At 69.6% G+C, this 20,129-nt stretch carries 17 protein-coding genes and 1 pseudogene; 7 read left to right on the top strand and 11 right to left on the bottom strand.

The genetic code is table 11. From position 1 onward, the window contains the following. Positions 1–225: 225 nt before the first annotated feature. On the top strand, positions 226–417 hold the full coding sequence (locus tag B085_RS0105615) for a hypothetical protein (RefSeq protein WP_018557584.1): 192 nt from the start codon (positions 226–228) through the stop codon (positions 415–417). Positions 418–656: 239 nt separating this feature from the next. On the opposite strand, the gene B085_RS0105610 is transcribed toward B085_RS0105615, so the two are convergent. From B085_RS0105610 to B085_RS49155, 5 genes are all read right to left on the bottom strand, one after another. Next, positions 657–1,229: a TetR/AcrR family transcriptional regulator gene (locus B085_RS0105610; protein WP_026250711.1), complete on the bottom strand. Its 573-nt coding sequence runs from the start codon at positions 1,227–1,229 to the stop codon at positions 657–659. A gap of 270 nt (positions 1,230–1,499) precedes the next feature. Then, entirely contained in the window at positions 1,500–1,679 is a 180-nt protein-coding gene (locus tag B085_RS41355; RefSeq protein ID WP_158689668.1) for a hypothetical protein, read from the bottom strand. 69 nt (positions 1,680–1,748) lie between these two features. Then, entirely contained in the window at positions 1,749–2,879 is a 1,131-nt protein-coding gene (locus tag B085_RS0105600) for an endonuclease/exonuclease/phosphatase family protein (protein ID WP_018557581.1), read from the bottom strand. Between the two features lie 15 nt (positions 2,880–2,894). Beyond that, positions 2,895–4,013 carry a sensor histidine kinase gene (locus tag B085_RS0105595; protein WP_018557580.1) on the bottom strand — a complete coding sequence of 373 codons (1,119 nt, stop codon included), beginning with the start codon at positions 4,011–4,013 and terminating at the stop codon, positions 2,895–2,897. After that, the gene (locus tag B085_RS49155) at positions 4,010–4,273 is read right to left on the bottom strand and encodes a hypothetical protein (RefSeq protein WP_158689667.1); all 264 of its coding nucleotides are present in this window, start codon (positions 4,271–4,273) and stop codon (positions 4,010–4,012) included. The genes B085_RS0105595 and B085_RS49155 overlap by 4 nt, the downstream gene beginning before the upstream one ends. A gap of 133 nt (positions 4,274–4,406) precedes the next feature. Between B085_RS49155 and B085_RS0105590 the strand changes: the two genes are divergently transcribed. Further along, positions 4,407–4,679 carry a DUF3253 domain-containing protein gene (locus tag B085_RS0105590; protein ID WP_026250709.1) on the top strand — a complete coding sequence of 91 codons (273 nt, stop codon included), beginning with the start codon at positions 4,407–4,409 and terminating at the stop codon, positions 4,677–4,679. Positions 4,680–5,926: 1,247 nt separating this feature from the next. After that, entirely contained in the window at positions 5,927–8,590 is a 2,664-nt protein-coding gene (locus tag B085_RS45470; RefSeq protein WP_158689666.1) for a PQQ-binding-like beta-propeller repeat protein, read from the top strand. A 284-nt stretch (positions 8,591–8,874) separates the two neighbouring features. Here B085_RS45470 and B085_RS46560 read toward each other — a convergent pair whose 3' ends face one another. The 3 genes and pseudogenes from B085_RS46560 to B085_RS51855 form a co-directional block, all read right to left on the bottom strand. Continuing rightward, a complete protein-coding gene (locus tag B085_RS46560) occupies positions 8,875–9,858 on the bottom strand; it encodes a helix-turn-helix domain-containing protein (RefSeq protein ID WP_234018514.1) in 984 nt (327 codons plus the stop codon). A 772-nt stretch (positions 9,859–10,630) separates the two neighbouring features. After that, positions 10,631–11,494, bottom strand: coding sequence for an LLM class flavin-dependent oxidoreductase (locus tag B085_RS0105575; RefSeq protein WP_018557578.1), 864 nt, complete (start codon positions 11,492–11,494; stop codon positions 10,631–10,633). Between the two features lie 10 nt (positions 11,495–11,504). Next, positions 11,505–11,827: pseudogene (locus B085_RS51855) on the bottom strand (IS982 family transposase); the annotation flags it as partial. An 82-nt stretch (positions 11,828–11,909) separates the two neighbouring features. Between B085_RS51855 and B085_RS0105570 the strand changes: the two are divergent. Then, positions 11,910–12,299: a hypothetical protein gene (locus B085_RS0105570; RefSeq protein WP_026250708.1), complete on the top strand. Its 390-nt coding sequence runs from the start codon at positions 11,910–11,912 to the stop codon at positions 12,297–12,299. Between the two features lie 117 nt (positions 12,300–12,416). On the opposite strand, the gene B085_RS0105565 is transcribed toward B085_RS0105570, so the two are convergent. Continuing rightward, positions 12,417–13,718, bottom strand: coding sequence for an amidohydrolase family protein (locus B085_RS0105565; RefSeq protein WP_018557576.1), 1,302 nt, complete (start codon positions 13,716–13,718; stop codon positions 12,417–12,419). Between the two features lie 331 nt (positions 13,719–14,049). Next, complete coding sequence (locus B085_RS41340) at positions 14,050–14,268, bottom strand: PLDc N-terminal domain-containing protein (protein ID WP_018557575.1); 219 nt, start codon at positions 14,266–14,268, stop codon at positions 14,050–14,052. A 346-nt stretch (positions 14,269–14,614) separates the two neighbouring features. Here B085_RS41340 and B085_RS41335 point away from each other — a divergent pair, with 346 nt between their 5' ends. Further along, the gene (locus B085_RS41335) at positions 14,615–14,812 is read left to right on the top strand and encodes a hypothetical protein (RefSeq protein WP_158689664.1); all 198 of its coding nucleotides are present in this window, start codon (positions 14,615–14,617) and stop codon (positions 14,810–14,812) included. Positions 14,813–15,362: 550 nt separating this feature from the next. Beyond that, positions 15,363–16,382: a nitrilase-related carbon-nitrogen hydrolase gene (locus B085_RS0105550; protein WP_018557573.1), complete on the top strand. Its 1,020-nt coding sequence runs from the start codon at positions 15,363–15,365 to the stop codon at positions 16,380–16,382. A gap of 168 nt (positions 16,383–16,550) precedes the next feature. Here the strand turns inward: B085_RS0105550 and B085_RS0105545 are convergent, their stop codons facing one another. Continuing rightward, positions 16,551–17,204 (bottom strand): class I SAM-dependent methyltransferase, encoded by a 654-nt coding sequence (locus B085_RS0105545; RefSeq protein WP_018557572.1) that lies wholly within the window; start codon positions 17,202–17,204, stop codon positions 16,551–16,553. 381 nt (positions 17,205–17,585) lie between these two features. Here B085_RS0105545 and B085_RS0105540 point away from each other — a divergent pair, with 381 nt between their 5' ends. Next, positions 17,586–19,685: a restriction endonuclease gene (locus tag B085_RS0105540; RefSeq protein ID WP_199789153.1), complete on the top strand. Its 2,100-nt coding sequence runs from the start codon at positions 17,586–17,588 to the stop codon at positions 19,683–19,685. The last annotated feature ends 444 nt before the right edge of the window (positions 19,686–20,129 follow it).

Here is a 20,129-nt window from a genome sequence, read left to right as displayed (position 1 = left end):
GGCCCGGTCGTATCGCCCCGCTGTAAAGGGGAAGGCGCCCGACGGTGCGAGGGTTGCGCGTCACGATCGGGTGGTCGGTCCGGCGGCAGGATTGCAGGTCAACCCCGGACTGGCGGCGCAGAAGGCCGACATCGAGCACGTCCCGGCGACCGGAACGCTCGGGCAGTACGTCGACTGCGCCCGGGCCACGGCCTGGGCACCGCGCACCTGCCCTGGCGCCTTGTCGTGTCCCGCGCCACCCGCGACGGCGTTCCCGTCCCCGCCTTCGCCGCCGCGCTCGCCGGCCTCGACGCCGGCGAGCTGGTCACGATTCCCTCGCTGCCGGACTACGCCGACTGGGAGGCGTACGAGAACGCCCGCCAGGAACTCGTCCCGGGCCTGTCCCTCACGCAACCCGCCGGACGCTACGCCCGCTGACCGCGGGGACGGGCACGCTCACCGCCGCGGGCCGGGGCATCCGCCCCCGGCCCGCGGTCCCTGTTCCTGCGCGCCTCAGGCCGGTGGCCCTCCGCGCTGGTCGCGACGCCGAACAGGCGGCGGGGGCGCGATCAACGAGGGGGGAGGGCAGGTCATTTCACGACCAGTGGCGATGCCGTATCAGCGGACTGCGGCGGCGACACGGGGGCGCACATGAACACGCCCCACCGTGCGGTCCGTCAGTCGGTCGCCGCCTGCCGGCTGTCGGCGGCCGTCGCCACCGCTTCATGTGCGGCCCGAAGGATCTGCTCCGACAGCGGCGTGCCCGCGGTAGCACGGGCAAGGAGCATGGCGCCGACGATGGTGGCGTAGGCCGCAAGTCCGGCGTCCCCGGGCGCGATCCACTGCGCGACCTCCCCGATGCCCTTGGCGTAGGTCTCCCTGTGCTCCGGTTCACGCGCGACGTCGCCCGCGAAGCCGGCTGCGGGGCAGCCGTGGCCGGGGTCGTCGCGGTGCTCGACGGAGAGGTAGGAGTCGAGCAGCGACCGCCAGGCCGCCTGATGCTCCCCGGCTTCCTGGTCCAGGGCCTTGAGTTCCTCGAGGTTGTCGGCGAAAGCCTTCGCGGCTGCTTCGTCGACGAGCGCGGCTTTGGACGCGAACTGTTTGTAGAAGCCGCCCTGGGTGAGTCCGATCGTCTTCATCACGTCCGCGATGCCGACCTTGGCCACACCGTTCTCGCGGAACAGCTGAGATGCCGCGGCCACCACTCGCTCTCGGTTGGCTTTTGCTTCTGCTTGCGAGACGCGACTCATCCTTCACCTTCCGTAGCGCCGACGGCCGGTGTATCGACACCCGACATCTAAGATTATGCCTGACGTCTAACACTTGCCGCCGTCGGTCGCCGGCCTCGGTGACCGCCCCCGCTCCCGACAGGCCGTGCGGGGACGATCCGGCACCCGCGGCCGAGTGGGCCGGCTCGTACGTTCGGCGGCCGTCGGCCCCCAACCTGCGCGCCGCCCCGATTCCCCGCCTCCCCGCTACACGTCGCGTGAAGCCCCCGCCCACGACCGGGACGCGCTCCGTCACGCGCCGTCCCCGCGGAGCACGCCGCGCAGCCGCAGCAGCTCACGGCGGCGGGATCGCGCCCGTGTCAGGAGCCACCCCGCGATCGACGTGAGGACGGTGCCGACCGCGGCGGTGGCCAGGGCAGCGGTCGTGGTGCCGCGCGCGGCGGCCAGCGCCGTCCCGGCGATTCCCGTCACCGTGCTCACCACGAGAGCGAGCCGGGCTCCCACCACTGAGGCGACCCGCCCATCCACGCGGCCGGGGAGTCACCAGCTGATGCCTGCCGCCACCGGCAGATGGTCGCTGCCGGTGGCCGGCAGGACCCACGAGCTCCTCGGCTGCACACCCCTGACCAGGATCTGATCGATCCGCGCCATCGGGACGGACGCCGGCCAACTGAAGCCGAAGCCGTTCCCGGCCGCTTCCTGGGCCGACCGCAACCGCGAGGTGAGGCCGCGGAAGACGCGGTCGTCGACGGTGCCGTTCATGTCGCCGAGCACCACCACCCGCTCGTTCCGCTCGGCGACGACGGCCTTGGCCAGGGCGACCGCGCCGGCATCACGCGAGTCCGTCCAGAAGCCCCCTCTGGGCATCAGCCGCACCGACCCCAGATGCGCCACGTAGACGGCCAGCGGCCCCCGCTCCGTCGCCACCGTGGCGCGCAGCGCCCGGGGCGGGTCCACGGGAAGGTCCTCGGCCTTACGGGTCTTCGCCAGCGGCCCGACGTTGCCGCGCAGGACGTCGACGGACCAGGAGTGCGACAGCGGCAGCTTGCTCCACAGCCCGACCGTGCCCTGCACCGTGTGGAAGGGGTACGCCTTCGCCAGCGCCTGCTCGTACACGACCGTGGTCTGCGGGGTCATCTCCTCGAGCGCGAGCAGGTCCGCCCCGGAAGCGGCCAGCTCGCGGGCGGTACCGACCGGGTCGGGGTTCTCGGCGTTGACGTTGTGGCTGACCACGGTGAGGTCGCCGCCCGGCTGGGACTTGTCGAGAAGCATCCCGCCGAAGAGGTTCAGCCAGGCCACGACCGGCAGCAGCAGGGCGACCACCGCCGCGGCGGAGCGGCGCCACAAGGCCACGGCAAGGAGCATCGCGATGATCAGGCCGAACCAGGGCAGGAACGTCTCCACCAGGCTGCCGAGACCGCCCCTGTCCGTGATCTCCGCGTGCAGCAGCATGAGCAGGCCGAGCAGCAGTGCCAGCGCCGTGAGCACCGGACCACGTCTCCACGGTTCCGGCCCGCGCAGGCCGCGGAGCGCCCGGCGGACACGCGCCCGACGGCCACCCGAGCCGGTGCCCCCGCGGGCGGCGCCGCCTTGCCCGTCCCGGCCCGTGTCCACGATCTCGGCGCGCCCCTGGACGTCGTCCTGCTTCCGCGTGTCCGGAACTTCTCGCACAGCGTCAGTCACCTGTCAGTTGTCCTTCGGGGAAAGCGCCGGCGGTGCGGGCAGCCGGACATCGATACGGAGTCCGCCCTCAGGGCGCGGGGTGATGGTGAGGGCACCGTCGTGCACCTCGGTGATCCTCCGGACGATGGCCAGCCCGAGTCCGACCCCCGCATGGTCGGTGCGAATGCGTTCGGTGCCGCGCCGGAAGGGCTCGGTGAGCGTCGAGACCAACTGCGGGGAGAGTTTCTGGCCGCGGTTCTCGATCGTGAGCACCACGGTCTCGGGGCCGGCGGTGGTCTCCAGCCACACCGCCCCCCGGTCGGGCAGGTTGTGAACGATCGCGTTGTGGACGAGGTTCGTCGTCAACTGCAGCAGGAGCGCCTGTGAGCCGAAGGCCGGAGCGATCTCACCGGAGGTCTCGATGGTGACACCGCGCTGCTCGGCGAGCGGGAGCAGGGTCTCGACGGCCTCCTCCGCGAGCAGGGAGAGGTCGACGGGTTCCCGGGTGAAGGACCTCTGGTCGGCGCGGCTGAGCATGAGCAGCGCTTCGGTGAGGTCGATCGCGCGGGTGTTCACGGCGTGCAGGCGGCCGATGATCTCGCCGAGGTCCTGCGCCGGATCGCTGCGGGCCACATCGAGAAGCGCCTGCGAGATCGCCAGCGGGGTGCGCAGTTCGTGCGAGGCGTTGGCCGCGAACCTCCGCTGCTCGGCCACGTGCGCCTCCAGACGGGCGAGCATCGTGTCGAAGGCGTCGGCGAGTTCACGGAACTCGTCGTTGCGGCCGGGCAGCCGGATCCGGTGGGAGAGGGATCCTTTCGCGGCGGTGCTGGTGGCGTCCGTGATGCGGGTGAGAGGGGCGAGCATGCGGCCGGCGAGAATCCACCCGCCCACGAGCCCGAACGCCAGCAGGAACGCCAGGACCGCGGCCGCCCTCGGAACGAAGACGTCCAGGAGCACGGACCGGACGGGAAAGACACCGTTGTTGAGCCTGTCATCGGGGTTGATGAGCATCGCGCGATCGGGGACGTAGCGCAGGAGGAACACCCATACCGCCGCGAGCAGCAGGAGGCCGGCGAACATGAGGAAACCGGCGTAGCTGAGGGTGAGCTTGAAACGGACGCTGAGCCCGGGCTGCCTGTTCACGCTCTCCTCCCTCGTGGCCGGCCGCCGGCCGCGTCTCGCCACGGCACGCGGTCACCGGGCCGTTCGCGCACAGCCGGGACCACGATGCGTACGGCAGGGGCGAACGGGTCCGCGGCTTCTCCTTCGAGAGCGACGTACCGCTTCCCGGCCGACGGGACGTGGTGGCCGTCGCGGAGGAGGCCACGGCGGAACGGATCGAGCCGCGGGCCCTTGGCCACGGTCGCCCGTGCGGGCTCGTCCTCGATGATCGACACGTGCATGTTCCGAGGGTATGAGTCGCCACATATCGTCGGCGTATCGAAAATCCCGGAGGTGCGGGCGCCCCCGCCCGGACCCGGGGCGCGAGGGCGCGTTGCCCACGCACCTGGCTCATGGTTTTGGGAGACTGGATGAGTGCCGCAGCCCGAAAGGCAGACGGACCAGCGGCTGGAGCGAGCCATTCTGGAACTGCTGGACCGTCGTGCCCCGACCTCTACGATCTGCCCTTCCGACGCCGCCCGGGCGGTCTACGAAGGGGATGACGACGGCTGGCGCGCGCTGATGGAACCGGCCCGGCGCGCGGCCGGGCGGCTGGCCACGGCGCGAGAGGTGGAGATCACTCAGTCGGGCCGCCCCGTCGACCCGGCCAAGGCGCGCGGCCCCATCCGTATCCGGCGCCTGCGCTGACCTCGCGGGCGCTCCTCGTGGGGCACACCCCCAGGCAGGACGACCACCACGTGCCGGGGCACCCTCACTCCCTCACGGCACGCGCGGCATCGGATGCCGCACCGGTGACCGTCCAGATCGCCATACCCCACAGGGAGAGCGCGGCGATCAGGCCCACCACGAAGCGAACGGTCCCGTCCGGGCCCTTCGCGAGCCATACGGGCCAGGCCCGATACCCCGGCCGCGATCAGCAGCGCCGCCGGCACCCGCAGCCGGGGCTGCTCGAACACCACTGCGAGAGGGAGGAAGTGGAGCCCGACGACGATCGCCACCAGCGGGGGAACGAGCACCGGCATCCCGGCGCGAGCGCACACCACGGCGATGGCGACGATCAGGAGCCACTGGAAGCCGTTGATCCGGTTGAACCGCCGACGTCGGCCGGCGGGAAACGCACCCCCTGCCGACGGCGGGAGCGAACGGCGCGCGGCAAGCATCAGCCCCAGCGCGACGGTACAGACGGCGAACTCCTGCTGAGGTACCTGGAAGGTGAGTGCCAGGCACATGAACTTCCGTGCCACACTTGCCCGGCGCCCCCGGGATGAGCGTGGATGCCGATGGGTGCCTCGGCCGCGTACTGCCTCGCGACCTGCGACTCATGAGCCTCGCCTCTTCCGCGCATACGCACATTCCATGAACTCGTACGCTGATTCGCCGACTCGTAGCCGGGCGTGATGTTCACCCGGGGGCAGACTGATGGGCACGTGAAAACGTCTTGGTAATCGTGCCGTGATCGCATGGGGACGGTGCTGATCTGCCCGGCCTGAGTAGCCGCTTCAGGCACGTCTCGGCACGGCCTTCTGGGTGACGGACCTGCGCTTTCGCCAGACACGTTGCGACGCCCTTGCATCCGGTTCAGGGCGATCCCGTAAATCCCGTCCACGAAGCTTCGGGACTTCGCGGCGTTGATGAAATCGTGCAGGACTCCGTCGCGGATACTCTCTGCGTCTACTGGTGCGGGAAAGCCTTGCGCTACGAGGCGGAGCCCCCCGCCCCACACGTGCGAACCGTCCCGAGAACCTCCCGGAGCATTCAAGAAAACGGGCCGGGCTCATCCCTTGCTTGTGCACGAAGGCCGTATCCGGTGCCCTGAAGGTGTCCGGTTGGCTCGGCAGCGTGTCTCTAAGCTCTCGATCGCAAGATCAGCAAGCAACGGGAGACTCCTCTTCATGTCCATACCCCGGATACCCGCCCCCGCAAGGCGAGGGCGGGTGCGAGCCCACTTGGCCGGGCTGGCGATGGCCGCACTCGCAGCGGCCCTGCCCGCCACCGCCGTGGCGGCCGCACCGTCTGCGACCGCCGCGACCCCGGTCGCACCGAGGGCCGCCGCGGCTGACTGGCCGTACGCGGGCGGCGACCTCGGCGACACGCACAACGCGGCCGCCGAGCGCACCATCGGCACCGGCAACGTGGCCGATCTGAAGACCAAGTGGACCTTCACCACAGGAGACAGCGTCTCGGCGACGCCGACCGTGGTGGGCGGCTACGTGTACGCGCCGGACTGGGCAGGCAACCTCTACAAGGTGCAGGCGACGACCGGTCAGAAGATCTGGAGTCACCAGATCAGCGACTACACCGGGATCGCGGGCGACATCTCGCGGCTCAGCCCGGCGTACTGGAACGGCACGATAGTCACGGGATCGGGCGAACAGCGCAGCAACAGCACGGACGGCGCGTACCTCTTCGGGATCGACGCCCTGAGCGGCAGCCGGCTCTGGAAGACCCAGATCGACGCGGATCCAGCCGCCGTCGTGACGTCGTCGCCCGTCATCGCCGACGGTGTCGTCTATGTCGGCGTGTCGTCCAAGGCCGAGAAGTACGCGCCGCCGTACACGTTCCGCGGCAGCGTCGTCGCCCTGGACGCCGTCACCGGCAGGAAGCTGTGGAAGACGTACGTGGTCCCCGAGGGCTACACCGGCGGCGCCGTTTGGGGCAGCAACCCGGTGGTCGACGCGAAGACCGGACTGGTGTACGTCGGCACGGGCAACAACTACACCGTACCGCCCGGCGTCTGCACCTCCCCCGACGAGACCGGCTGCGATCCCGGGGCCGACGACAACTACCAGGACTCCATCGTCGCCTTCGACCTGCACACCGGCGAGATCGCCTGGGCCACCAAGACCCTGACCGCCGACACCTGGACCGTCGGCCAGCGGTTCGGTGACGACTTCGATTTCGGCTCCGCGCCCAACCTCTTCACCACCACGGTCAACGGCAAGTCCACCGACCTGCTCGGCATTGGCCAGAAGAGCGGCGTCTACTGGACGCTCGACCCGCTCACGGGGAAGATCGTCTGGGCCACGGCGGTCGGTCCCGGCGGCAACCTCGGCGGCCTCCAGTGGGGCTCGGCCGTGGACGGCAAGCGCATCTACGTCGCCAACACCAACACCAACCACCTGCCCATCACCCTCACGTCAGCGACCGGGCAGAAGTCCACCACCACAGGCGGGTTCTGGGCCGCCCTCGACCCGGCCACCGGGAACATCCTGTGGGAGACGGCGACGCCCGACTCGGCGTCCCCCATGTCCTTCGTGTCCAGCGCGAACGGCGTCGTCTACGGCGGGGCCACGAACCCGACCGGCAACAACATGTACGCCCTGGACGCCGCGACCGGCGCCGTCAAGTGGGGTTTCCCCAGCGGGGGCGCGGTCCTCGGCGGTGCGTCGATCGTGGACGGCTCGGTCTACTGGGGCTCCGGCTACCACACGCAGAACATGGGCCCGTTCTTCCCGACCAAGGGCGACAACAACAAGCTCTACGCGTTCTCCCTGCCGCAGACCCTCCCGCAGACGGTCTACGTCTCGCCCACCGCCGTCGCCTCCGCGGCGGACACCAGTTGCAGCACTCCCGCGTACAGCTCGATCAACGCGGCTGTCAAGGCAGTGGCCGGCGGCGGTCGGGTCGTCGTCTGCAACGGCACGTTCCACGAGAACGTCGCGGTCACCAAGCCGCTGGCCCTCGAAGCCCGTTCGAACGTCACCATCGACGCCACCGGCCTGATCAACGGCATCGAGATCAGCGCGCCCGACGTCACGGTGACCGGGTTCACGGTGAAGAACGCCGTCGGCGAGGGGATCCTCGTCAACAGTGTGAAGAACGCGACCATCGCGAACGTCATCGTCTCGGGCAACAACACCGGTACGGGCGCGGACGCCGTCGCCAACTCCTACTTCTCGTGCCGGCGGACGTCGGGCAGGCCCGGTGACTGCGGCGGAGGCATCCACCTGCTCGGCAGCTCCAACGCGACGGTGCTGGCCAGCACCGTCAGCGGCAACGGCTCCGGCATCGTCATCAGCGACGAGACCGGTCCCGCGTCGGGCAGCACCTTCAGCGGGAACTCCGTTCACGGCAACGCCTCGGGATCCGGCTTCACCCTGGTCTCCCGCAACGGCGCGGCGGCTCCCGGCGGCGTGCGCGCCCCCAGTGCCGGAGGCGTCTTCGGCAACACCATCACCGGTAACAACGTCTTCGACAACGGGCTCGATGCGGGCGGAGGTGGCGTCACCCTCGCCTCGGCCGTGGCCGGCGGCGCGGTCTACGGCAACACCGTGCAGAGCAACGTGATGACCGGCAACGGTTGGGCGGCTGTGGCCGTGCACGGCAGTGCGTCCGGTCTGGACCTGGGCAACAACATCGTCAACGACAACCAGATCGGCACGAACAACGCCGTCGGCGACACCGACACGGGCACCACCGACGATCTGCAGACCACCGGCATCCTGTTGAGCACGGTGGACCCGATGTCCATTCAGATCACCGGAAACACGATCGCGAACAACGTCCTCGGCGTCTGGACACACGGCCCCGTCACGGCGCCCAACGCTGCCAGTGCCAACCATTTCAGCAACGTCACCACCCCGGTGTCGGCTCACTAGCCCAGCCCAGCCCAGCCCAGCCCAGCCCACTGACTCGGCATGGGATGGAACGCACACCACGCCGCGTCCTGCCGAAGACTGCTTCGGCAGGACGCGGCGGCGAGCCACTGAGAGTCGCAGGACTCGCTTGGTTCTCCGGCTTTTCCGGAGGACGTTCCCGCAGCGTACTTGGCGCCCCCACAGCAGATCGGTCCACCGCATCTCTGTCCAGCCGGGGACCTGGAACGCCCGGTAGACAGGGCGTGTGCAAGGGGCCGGGAGCGGGACTTGACTGCGCTCCGGCGTCAGTGCGCGAGCGAACTCGGTGTTTCGCCGAACTGCCGCTTGAAGGCCCGGCTGAAGTGACTCACATCGGCGAAGTGCCATCGAGCGGCCAGGGCGGACACGGTGTATCTCCCGTCAAGGGCGATGAGTTCTTCGCGTGCCCGCTCCAGACGGCGCCGCCGTACATAGGCCATCAGGGATTCATCGACTTCTGCAAACGCTCGGTGCAGTGTGCGGACGGAAACCGACAGCGTTTTTGCTACCTCGGCGGGAGACAACTGGGGGTCCAGGAGGCGGGCTTCCACGCAGTTGCGGGCAGCTGTGCGAAGCGAAGGGCGGAAGGTGGAATCGGCGGAGACCCCACGGGCCATCAGTGCCCCGGCAAGCAATTGCAGCACAGACCGCTGAGCGGCGCGGACGCCTGCCGGACTCAAATCATTCCGCGTTTCGCGGATCAGATGAAGTTGTCCCAGTAGCAGTCGCGCTTCGGGTGCGTTCTGGGAGATGAGCGTGAGCGTCGGCAACCGATCGAGTCCTGTGTCGGCCAGTGTTTCGGAGGGCAGCAGCAGAACCCGCGCGCGTGTGCCGGGCCGGTACGAGAACTCCCTCGGCACCTGTGCGTCCCGGACGCACAGCGTGCCCGGTGTGACCTGAACGGTACGACCTGCCTCGGTGAGACTCAGCCCGCCGCTTTGCATGATGTGAACCACTGTACGTCGCTCCGTGGCTCGCTTCATGCCTATGATGCCTTCCACCGCGTCGCCGTATTGTTCGCTTACCGCGATGTCCCCGATCGTGGAGGAATCCAACCAGCACCGGTAATGGCCTGTCGTGTACTGTCTGGGAACTCGCAGCGAGTGTGCATGCCATGGGCGAGCGTCGTTCAGATTCCGCCACCGCTGCCGCAGCAACTCGTCGCGTTTCGCGTGGGCCAGTGCAACCTGGATGTGCACTCGAGGCGCACTGGAGTTGGACGCCGAGTCGACGGCCGAGATGTCTGGCATGGTCACGTGCAAAGTGTATAAGGGTGCCTGTCCGTGATTGCGTGTCGGGAAACCGATGCTCGTCCAGAGCGGCTCCGTTCCTGAGGTCAGGTCCGGCAGCTCATTGCATGCTCTGCCGCGCTGCCGGTCCGGTCGTGGACAGGCGAGATCGCAGCCGCCCTCGAACGACTCGCGCTCCTGTCCGACCCGGGCGCAGGTCTGCGCGGGTCGACGGGACGTCGGCCAGATCAACCTGTCGGCATGGAGCCTCACGTTGCTGAGGGGCGGGCCGCCGTCGGCCCGGTTGGTTTTTCGCAGGCCGGTCGGGGCCGTGCCAGGGCCTGCGTGTTCGCCCGCCGGCATCGGCAGATGTGGCATCCGCTCGAGACCGGGATGGAAGGCCCTGTTGGGGCCCGTCATGTCTTCGCCGATGAGGTGGCGACAGAGCCATTCGGCGAAGCTGATGGTCCGCGGTCGAATGCCGAGGTCCGCGAGGAGGCATGTTCCATGCGGCAGGGTCCGCGAGGCGGTTCTGGGCGGGGCTGAGCGTCGCCATGCCTGCGGGCAGGTAGTCGGTCCTGCGGTCCTCCTTGGGCTGAGACTTCCGGTCTCTCCGTCGACTACGTCCTACGGCTCGAGTGGCGCGGACCAGGATGGCGTCGTCGCAGGCTCTGGACGCTCTCTGGCCCGCGCTCCCGAATCGGCGGGGCAGCCGTCGACGGGGCCGTTGGTGTAGCGGATCTGTCGAAGACGGCGGCGGAGGAGGGCCCGGTTGAGGCCGGTGAAGGCGGTGCTAGATCACCGGCGGCCCCGCTTCGACGCGGCGCAGCACCGGAAGAAGCCGGTCCAGGTCCGGATCGCTCTGGACCTGTCGCTCGTCCCACCAGGTGACGCCTGCGTCGTACAGCGGCCCGATCACGTCCCGGGCCTTCGCCGCGTCCGGGGACGTGGCACCGCCGAGCACGATCTCGAAGGGGCGTTCGGCCTCGGTGGCGCGTTGTGTGCGTACGTAACCGACCAGTTCCTGTACCTCCGCCACATCCGGCACATGTCCATGCCGGGCCGTCTCGAACAGCGGTACCGCACCGTCCCACCGCGCTGCCCGCCGCATGGGTGCCCGGCGCGGCCAGAAACCGCCGATCCACACCGGCGGGCCGGGCTGTTGCACGGTGGCGGGCAGCAGCGTCACGTCCCGGACCTCGTAGTGCCGGCCTCGGTGGTTCACCGGCTCCCCGGTCCAGAAATGCCTCAGCACCTCCAGCCCCTCGTCGAGACGTTCGGCGAGAAGGCGCGGCTCGGCGGTGTCGCCGAAGCTGCCGTATTCGTCCTCGACCGGACCGCCCAGGCCCGCGGCGAAGATCACGCGGCCGCCACTGAGGTGATCCAGGGTGGCCACCTGGCGGGCCAGCTGCTGGGGACGGTAACGGGGAACCGGCGTCAGCAGAGCGCCCAGTCGGATCCGGGAGGTCGCCAGCGCGGCGGCGGTCAGCAGCATCCAGGGGTCGCCGAAGGGACGCCCCTGATGCCTGCGGTGCAGTACGTGGTCCCAGACGAAGAGCCCGTCCCAGCCGGCCTGTTCGGCGGCAACGGCCACGGTCGCGACGTTGCGTGGGTCGGCGAAATCACCGAAGTTGGGGATGTTGATCGAGAAGCGCATCGAAGCAGGATGCCCAGTCGGCCGCTGACGGGGCAATCGCTTTCGGAGGCGGGCGGCTTCGGCCGCATTCCACCGGCGTGGAGTCCACGGTGGTGGCCAGGTTCCGGTTGCCGTCTCGCATCTGACCGGCGGCCTTGCGCAGCCCTGTGTCGCATCCGGGCTGCTGGGGAAGGTGGGCACGGGCATGGCGAAGCCGTTCGGCCTCGGAGGTGTGGCCGACAATGGCCTGCATCACGGCGAGGGCGACCGTTCGGCATCGCCCAGGCGGGGCGTGACGCAGGCCGGCCAGGTCGGGATGCTCGTCGCATGGTGTGCTGTCGAGAGGGTTTCCACGTCGTTCGTCACAAAACGATCTTGGACACCCTTGTTCTCGTCTCCGCAGGCACCCCATGGACCACGCCACCAGGAGGAACCGTTGTCATACCCGCACTTGCTCACCCCCGAGGAGAAGCTCGCCGACGCCAAGAAGCTGTTGAGCCTCCCGCGTATCGTCGTGATCTGCGGCTCCACCCGCTTCATGGCCGAGATGAACGAGGCCGATCTCCGGGAGACCGCGGCCGGGAAGATCGTCGTCAAACCGGGCTGTGACATGAAGTCGCCGCACGAACTGTGGTCCGATCCTGTCGAGGCCGAGGCGCTGAAGGTCCGACTCGACGATCTGCACCGGGCGAAGATCCGGCTCGCTGATGAGGTCCTCGTGGTCGGCGACTACATCGGAGACAGCACCCGAGCCGAGATCGCCTACGCCCGGTCGCTGGGCAAACCTGTGCGTTTCACGCACCCCGAAGTCGACCCTGACGCCTGACCGCCCGCCGCCACCTCGACCACCGGGGCCCGGCAGCCCACCGCCTGCCCGTCTCGCGGTGGCTTCGGCCGCCGCTCACCCCGCACCCTGCCACAGGCATCGCCTGAAATTGATCAACTAGTGGGGCTTGGCCTGGCCGAAGCCGTAGCGGCGCTCGCGGACGGCCGCCACGACCTTGGCGACCCGGGCGTCGAAGGCCTCGAGTTCCCGCGTCTCGGCGGCGTCGGCGACGAACGCACGTCGGTCACAGGGGACGCCTGCCCGCCAGATCCGTTCGATGGCCCGGGTCGCGGTGACGTCGGTCAGTGGGTCGCCGGACACGAGTACGAGGTCCGCGCGCTGACCCGGTGCGACGTGCCCGCGGTCGGCGAGGTCGAACACGCGTGCCGGAGCGGCGGTCGCGGCGCTCAGTGCCTGAGCGGGCGTCATGCCGCAGCGGCCGAGCAGTTCCAGTTCCCGGTGCAGACTCGCCCCGAACACGGTTCCCGGGTTCGGGGCATCGGTTCCGGCCAGGATCGTGACGCCCGCGTCCACCAGGCGGCCGACGTTCTCCTCGGCACGGGAATAGGGCGGCGTCTTCCGCCCGTGCTGCGCTGACGCGCCGGAGGTCAGCCTCCGCACCTGTGCCTCATCGAGCATTCCGGCGAGTCGCGGGTCCGCGGCCACGGCGGCGCCGCCCGGTTCGCCCAGGACGTTCTCGGCGGTTGCCAGCGTCGGGCCGACCGCGATTCCGGCCTCGGCGATCCGCCCGGCCAGGGTCCTGTCCAGTTCGCCGTCCACGGGCACATGTGCGACGACGTCGACGCCCGCGGACACGACCTCACGCACCCCGGCCAGGGAGTTGACATGCGCGACGACCACAAGTCCGCGACGATGCGCTGCCTCGGTCAGCGCGGTGATCGTGGCCGGGTTCAGAGACGGCGTCGCCCATGGACCCGCTGGGCCCGAGGGGCCGAAGACCTTCACGAAGTCGGAGCCTTCGGCCACCCGGTCCGCGACGAACCGCTCGGCCTGCTCCGGGCCGGTCAGGGTCGGGAACGGGGTGTACATCGCCGAGGGATGCCCGCCAGGCGCGGTGGCACCGATTCCCGCCGAACGCACGTCGGCCACGTCCGGGCGAGCGTCGGCCTGTCGCTTGGCCGCGGTCATGACGTCGGCCTGGCTGAACATGTCCAGTGCGGTGGTCACACCGAAGGTGAGCCCCTGCGCGAGAGCTCCGGGCACCAGGTGGATGTGCGAGTCGATCAGCCCCGGCAGGATGGTGCCGCCATGCGCGTCGATCACCTCGTCGCCGTGGTGGGCGGTCGGACCGGTGGCGCAGTCGGTGATGGTGCCGGCGGCGAACCGGACTGACGTCCAGTCCCGCAGCCGGATGCCGTCAAAGACCCTCGCGTTGACGATCGCCGTAGCTTTGGGCACGAGGCCCCTCCCGAACGGGTGCGCTTGATGGGCAGGCGCGGGACGCCCGAGCGTCACACGCTGTCAGGCTAACGGGCTGCCCAGCGGGAAGGGAGCCGCCCCTCCTCCACGGCATGACCGGCCTCGCGGTGTGCGGGATCGGCGACATTGTGGAACCCGCTGCAGGCCGCCCTGGCCGGTGACCCATCCAGCCTACGCGGCCATGAACGCAGCATCGCCTGGCGGCACTCCGCCGGACTTCCCAGCCGGGTCACCCATGAGCCGGACCAGCTGGCGCACTTCGAGACGGCCGTCGTCTCCGACCTGCGCTCCTCGACCGTCCGAGCCGAGCTCAGGCCGTGGACGGCCGGCCCTCGACCGGAGCGGATCGCTTGCCCACGTTCCGCCAGGCGATGGCGCCCAGAACGGGGAGCAGGAGCATGGCGAGCAGCCAGCCGATCTTGGGCAGCACCCGAATGTGTGCCGCTGGGGTCCTGATGCAGTCGACCAGGGCATAGACCCACAACGCCGCGACCAGTGCGTACATCGCGTAGACCAGCACTGACGTCATCGAGTCACCTCATGTGGAAGGGCGCCTGCCCGCTTGCGTGCGGCGCGGCCCGGCCCCACTGCCGGGTGATCCTAACGCGTATCTCATGGAGCTCAGGACACCCTCCGGCGACCTACGGCCACGACGGCGGGCACGGCACGCAGACGTCCTCGGAGGTGGCCCTGCGCCATGCGGCGCGCCGCCGTGGACGCGGACACCGCGGCCTCGGCCAGGCCTGGGGGCGGTTGCCGTGCGGCACGCGCATCGAAAGGTCGGGTCGCGCATTTGATCATAATCCGGTCATAATTACGCATAAATCCCAAGCCAGGTCGTGATGGCCTGGTGTGACCGAGGCGTGATCATTGGTATGAACGTGAAGGCCAAATACACGCTCGCCGCTGCTGCCGTCGGCTGGACGTTCCTCGCGTCCCAGTGGTCCGGCAAGGGCTGCGACTTCGTTCCACAGTCCTACGCTCTCGTGCTCTCTCATGGCCAGCCGAACGGCAGTGAGGGATGCAAGGCCGAGTCGGACGGGCCGCAGTACACCGACCAGTACGACAAATGACCTTCGTGTGGGCTTCGGCGTAGCGGTCTCTGCGAAGTCCGGCCGGGGTGTACTTCTGCCCCGGCATGACTTTCTCGTCTGACCTGCGGGTTCGCCGGGCAGATGGAGTCCGGCGTGGAGCGCGGGGGTGGGGGTCGTCTTCGGCGGGCTGCCCCTCGATCGTGCGGCAGCGTCGCAGGCGGTAGCGGGCGTGGACCCTCGGCCGCGATGTCGCGCGGAGTGCGGGACGGGTCGCGTCGCGCCACGCACGGCGCAATCGTGCAGCGGATTCCCGGGAAGCCGGCCGTGTGCTCGCGGGTAGCCCGTTCCCACATCCTCACCGTAGGGGAGCCGGCCATTGCCTGTACGCGAATAGGAGCATATGCTCCTATTGAGACTGGCCGCAGAGGCCACCTGGACAGAGCCGTCAGTGCAGCTCGGCCCCCCGGGGGCCGGCCCGGGCCGGGGTTTCCCGGGCCGGAAGCAGTCGGTCCCTCCGCCTGCTGAGCTCCGTCCACGGACACCACGGCGCCCGGAGCGCCGACCCCGCATCTCGAGAAGGAACCGCATCATGACCCTGGTGAAGGCAGCAGCCGTTCAGATCAGCCCCGTCCTCTACAGCCGAGCAGGCACGATCGGGAAGGTCGTGGACAAGATCCGGGAGCTGGGGCAGAGGGGTGTCCGCTTCGCCGTTTTTCCGGAGACCGTGGTCCCGTACTACCCGTACTTCTCCTTCGTGCAGCCGCCGTACCTCATGGCCAAGGAGCACCTGCGATTGATGGAGGAGGCGGTGACCGTGCCGTCCGCCGACACCGATGCGATCGGCGCGGCAGCCCGTGAGGCCGGCATGGTGGTCTCGATCGGCGTCAACGAGCGCGATGGGGGCTCCCTCTACAACACACAACTGCTGTTCGACGCCGACGGCACGCTGCTCCAGCGGCGCCGCAAGATCACGCCGACGTACCACGAGCGCATGCTCTGGGGCCAGGGCGACGGCTCGGGGCTGCGTGCCGTGGACAGTGCGGTCGGCCGTGTCGGCCAGCTCGCCTGCTGGGAGCACTACCAGCCCCTCGCCCGCTACGCCCTGATCGCCGACGGCGAGCAGATCCACGCCTCGATGTTCCCCGGCGCTTTCGGCGGCCCGCTGTTCGCCGGGCAGATGGAGGTCGCCATCCGTCAGCACGCCCTGGAGGCGGCTGCCTTCGTGGTCAACGCCACCGCCTGGCTCGACGCCGACCAGCAGGCGCAGCTCGACGCGGACACCGGTGCCCCGGCCGGGGTCTTCTCCCAAGGGTTCTTCACCGCCATCGTCGACCCCGAAGGCGGCATCATCGGCGAGCCGCTCACCTCAGGTGAGGGAGAGGTCATCGCGGACCTGGACCTGACGCTGATCGACCGGCGCAAGCGCCTGATGGACGCCCGGGGACACTACAGCCGCCCCGAATTCCTCAACCTGCAGATCGACCGCACACCCACCGCTCCGCTGCATGACCGCAGCAGCCACACGCCGGTCCATCCCGTTCACGCATCTCGCGACGCCCTGCACTCCGAAGTCGGGGCTGCGGCGGGCCCCGGGGCGTTGCCTCTGTGAGGTGCCGCCTCCTGTCGGCGTCGGGTCCGGCGCGCGTGCGCGTGCGCGTGCCGGGACCTGGTGCGGGCGTTGCTTCCGAACGAAGCCCGTCTTCTCAACCCGGCGGCCTTACCGCCGCGCCGTGACGGCGCTCGGACGCGAGCGGGCTCGCCGCAGAAACGAACCCTGTCAGGACTTCTCGGGTTTGCGGGCCAGCAGGCAGGCGCGCGGTCTGTTCCCCCGTCCCCCGGGCTCCTGCTCCAGCCTTGCGATGACCACCAGTCCGGCCTGCTCCAGAAGGCCGACCACACGGTCCAGTGGCAGGAGATACGACTCGTAGGACACCGGACGGCCGTAGCCCTGGGCCGGCTGCAGCCGTTCATCGCCGACATAGTCTCCCCAGAGCAGGTAGCCGCCGGGCGCGAGCGTGCGGCTGAACTCGGCGAACACCACCGGCAGCCACTGCGGGGGCGTGTGGTGGGTGGAGTACCAGGCCAGGATGCCGCCGAGCGCGTCGTCCGTCATCTCCAGGACGGTCATCGAGCCCTCGGTGAACCGCAGGTCGGGATAGGCGCGCCGGGCCAGCCCGACCATCTTCGGCGAGAGATCGACGCCGAAGGCCGAGACCCCCAGCCCGGCCAGGTGCGCCGTCACGCGGCCGGGGCCGCATCCCAGGTCTGCGACCGGCCCCGGACCGGCCGTCCGCACGAGTTCGGCGAACCCGGCCAGCATCGCGCGTGACAGCGGGTCCATCGCGGCTGGGGGCGGGACACGTTCGACGTAATCAGCGGCGACCGTGTCGTACGACTCGCGCACGGCGGTCAGAAAGGAGGGCTCAGCCATGCGGGCGACCCTATAGACCAACGAACGGACGGGCCGTGTCAGGGATTTGCCTGTCCGTTGTCCGCGCTTCTGCCGTTCTGCCATGGACCGTCCGACCGGAGAGTCCGAGCGTGCTCAGCCGGAAGGCCGTGGTGCGTCGCCCGACGATCCGGTCGATCACCCCGTGAATCGCGAGCAAGCGGGTGCCGTCCACCGGGTCCGGTACGTGCTGAGTGTCGTGAGGCTGATCGTGTTGCGCGCTTGGTGCTGGTGCTCGGATGTTGTGCTGTGGGGTGGGTGACCGGGTGGTTACGGATTAGAGTTGTCTGGTTGTTGCTGGTCGGGGGACCGGCGTGGGGGTGGGGTGGGACAATGGTGTCCCAGGGGAGGGCCTGTTTCGCGATGAGTCGTCGCTCCGGTGGGTTGATCGGGATGTGGGCTGAGGCGCAGCGTCAGCAGCAGCGGCAGGTGGAGGCCCAACAGCGGGCCCGGGTGCAGCAGCAAAGGAGTGCGGAGCGGCAACAGCGTGCATACGAGCGTGATCTGGCTCGGAGCCGACGTGAGCAGCAGGCGGCGTATCGGCAGCACCGGGAGGCCGATGCGCAGCGGCGCACGCGTGAGCTGGAGGCCCGTGTCGAGGAGCTGCGGACCTTGCTGGCGGCCGGGTGCCGTGCGCCGGCGTTCCGGCTGGATGCTCTGGCGTGTTCCGAGGAGCTCGAGCCGTTCACGCCCGGCCGGCTGGCCCATCCCGTGGCGATGCCCGACCCGAATCAGTACCAGGCGGCGCCCGGTGGTTGGACGGCGAACCGGCGGGCTCAGGCCCAGCAGGAGGCCCGGGACCGCTTTGAGCGTGACTGGCATGCGGCCCAGGCTGCCGAAGCGCAGCGTCAGCAGCAGTTGGCGGCCTATCGGCAGCAGTACGACGAGTGGGCGGCCGTTCGGCTGGCGGAGATCCGCGGCCACAACGCCGGCATCACGCAGCTGGCCGGCGCCGTTCGCGACGGGGACCCCGAGGCGGTGGTGGAATACTTCTCGGCCGCCTTGTATGCCTCGGCCGGCTGGCCGGAGGGCCTGCCGCGCCGGCTGACTGCCGCGTACGACGCGCCCGCGCGGCAGCTGGTGGTGAACTGGGAGCTGCCGAAGTACGACATCGTCCCCGAGGCGAAGCTGGTGCGGTACATGCCCGGCGCGGACCAGGACAAGGAGACCGCCCGCCCTGTGGCGCAGCGCCGGGAGCTGTACCGCGATGTCCTCGCCCAATGCGTCCTGCTGGCGCTGCGGGACCTGTTCGCCGCTGACGAGTTCGCGGTTCTGGAATCGGTCGCACTCAACGGCTTCGTCGACGACCACGATCCCGCGACCGGCCGGCGCGCGGAAATCTTCGTGGCGACGGTGATGGCCGCGCGTACGTCGTTTGCTCCGCTGAACCTGGAGCAGGTCAGCGCTGTGGACTGCCTGGCCGACGGGCTGCGCGGGCAGTTGTCACCCCGCCCTGACCAGCGCACCGCGATACGGCCGTACCGGCTGCCGGGCGACGTCGGCGGGACGGGCATGGTCAGCCACGGTGGGCAGGAGGAGCCGGATCTCTACGAGATGGATCCGATCGCCTTCGAGTCGCTGGTGGCGGACCTGTTCCGCGCCATGGGCATGGACGCGGTGACGACTCAGCGTTCCAACGACGGCGGTGTCGACGTGCAGGCCGAGGATCCCGCCCCGATCCGCGGCGGGAAGGTCGTCGTCCAGGTCAAGCGCTACCGCAACACGGTGCCGCCAAGCGCCGTGCGTGACCTGTACGGCACCGTGCAGGACGCTGGCGCCAACAAGGGCGTGCTCGTCACCACCTCCAAGTTCGGGCCGGGCTCGCACACTTTCGCGAACGGAAAACCGCTGGAACTGATCGCGGGCACCGAACTGGTGGACCTCCTGCACCGCCACGGACTGAGCGGCAGGCTCGGCGGCGCCGCTCCGAGCGCCCCGCCGCAACGGCCGGCGCCGACGGAGACCGCCGGCTCATCGCGCGACGACAACGTGCTGGGCATGTCGTGGTCGGGAAGTGTCGCCTTGGACGTGTGCGCCCTGGTGTGCCAGGGATCCCGGGTGTTGAGCGACGACCATTTCGTGTTCTTCAACAACCCTCAGACCCCGGACGGAAGTGTGCGGTCGGTGACCGCCCTCGTCCCGGACAAGGCCGCCCTGCGCGTGGCATTCGACGCGCTGCCCGAGCAGGCGGACCGGCTCGTCCTTGCGGCGGCGATCGACCCCGTCATGAATCCTGAGGCAGACCTGTCGGGGTTCACCGACGCCTTTGTTCGGCTCCTGAGCTCCGATGGCGAGGAATTGGGCCGCCTCGAGGTATCCGACGGCCGCCGCGGTGAAACAGCCCTGGTCCTCGGCTCCTTCCGCCGCCGCGCCAGCGGCGACTGGGACTTCGTCATCGGAGGCAAGGGATACCCCGGCGGCCTGGAAGCCCTGGTGCAGGAGCACGGCATCGAGGTGTCGTAGCTGCCGGCTCCGTCTCCTGGTGGCGAGGCGCGTGGGGTACGCCGCGTACCTGCGCTGCTTCGGCGCGTGCAGTGGGGTTTCCCCCGCAGGAGCATCGCGACGCAAACCAGATGACTCGAGGCAGCGGCAACTGCGGAATGCCCTCCGTGAATGAGTCCTTGCCGCCCATAGGAAGGGCTGGGGCCTCGTGACTGCTGGTGACGCATCTTCGTCCCGGCCGACCGTTGCGTGCGCTCAGTGCGGAGAGCTGTACCAGCGGGCGGGTCGGGGCAATGGCGACTGGTTCCACTTCATGGTGGTCGCGATGCACCGTCGGCCGGACGGTCAGACCCAGGTCACCGGCCACTGGCGTGCCGGCGACTGGACAGACGGGATGTCGCTCGTGCTGCGCACGCGTGTTGGTCGCCGAGTGGCCATCACGGGAGCGAGGATGGAGCCACCGCT

The sequence above is a fragment of the Streptomyces sp. BoleA5 genome (genome assembly GCF_000373665.1).
Taxonomy (GTDB): Bacteria; Actinomycetota; Actinomycetes; order Streptomycetales; family Streptomycetaceae; genus Actinacidiphila.
Note: the sequence above shows the minus strand (reverse complement) of the source record. Positions and strands in the feature narration are given on the sequence as shown.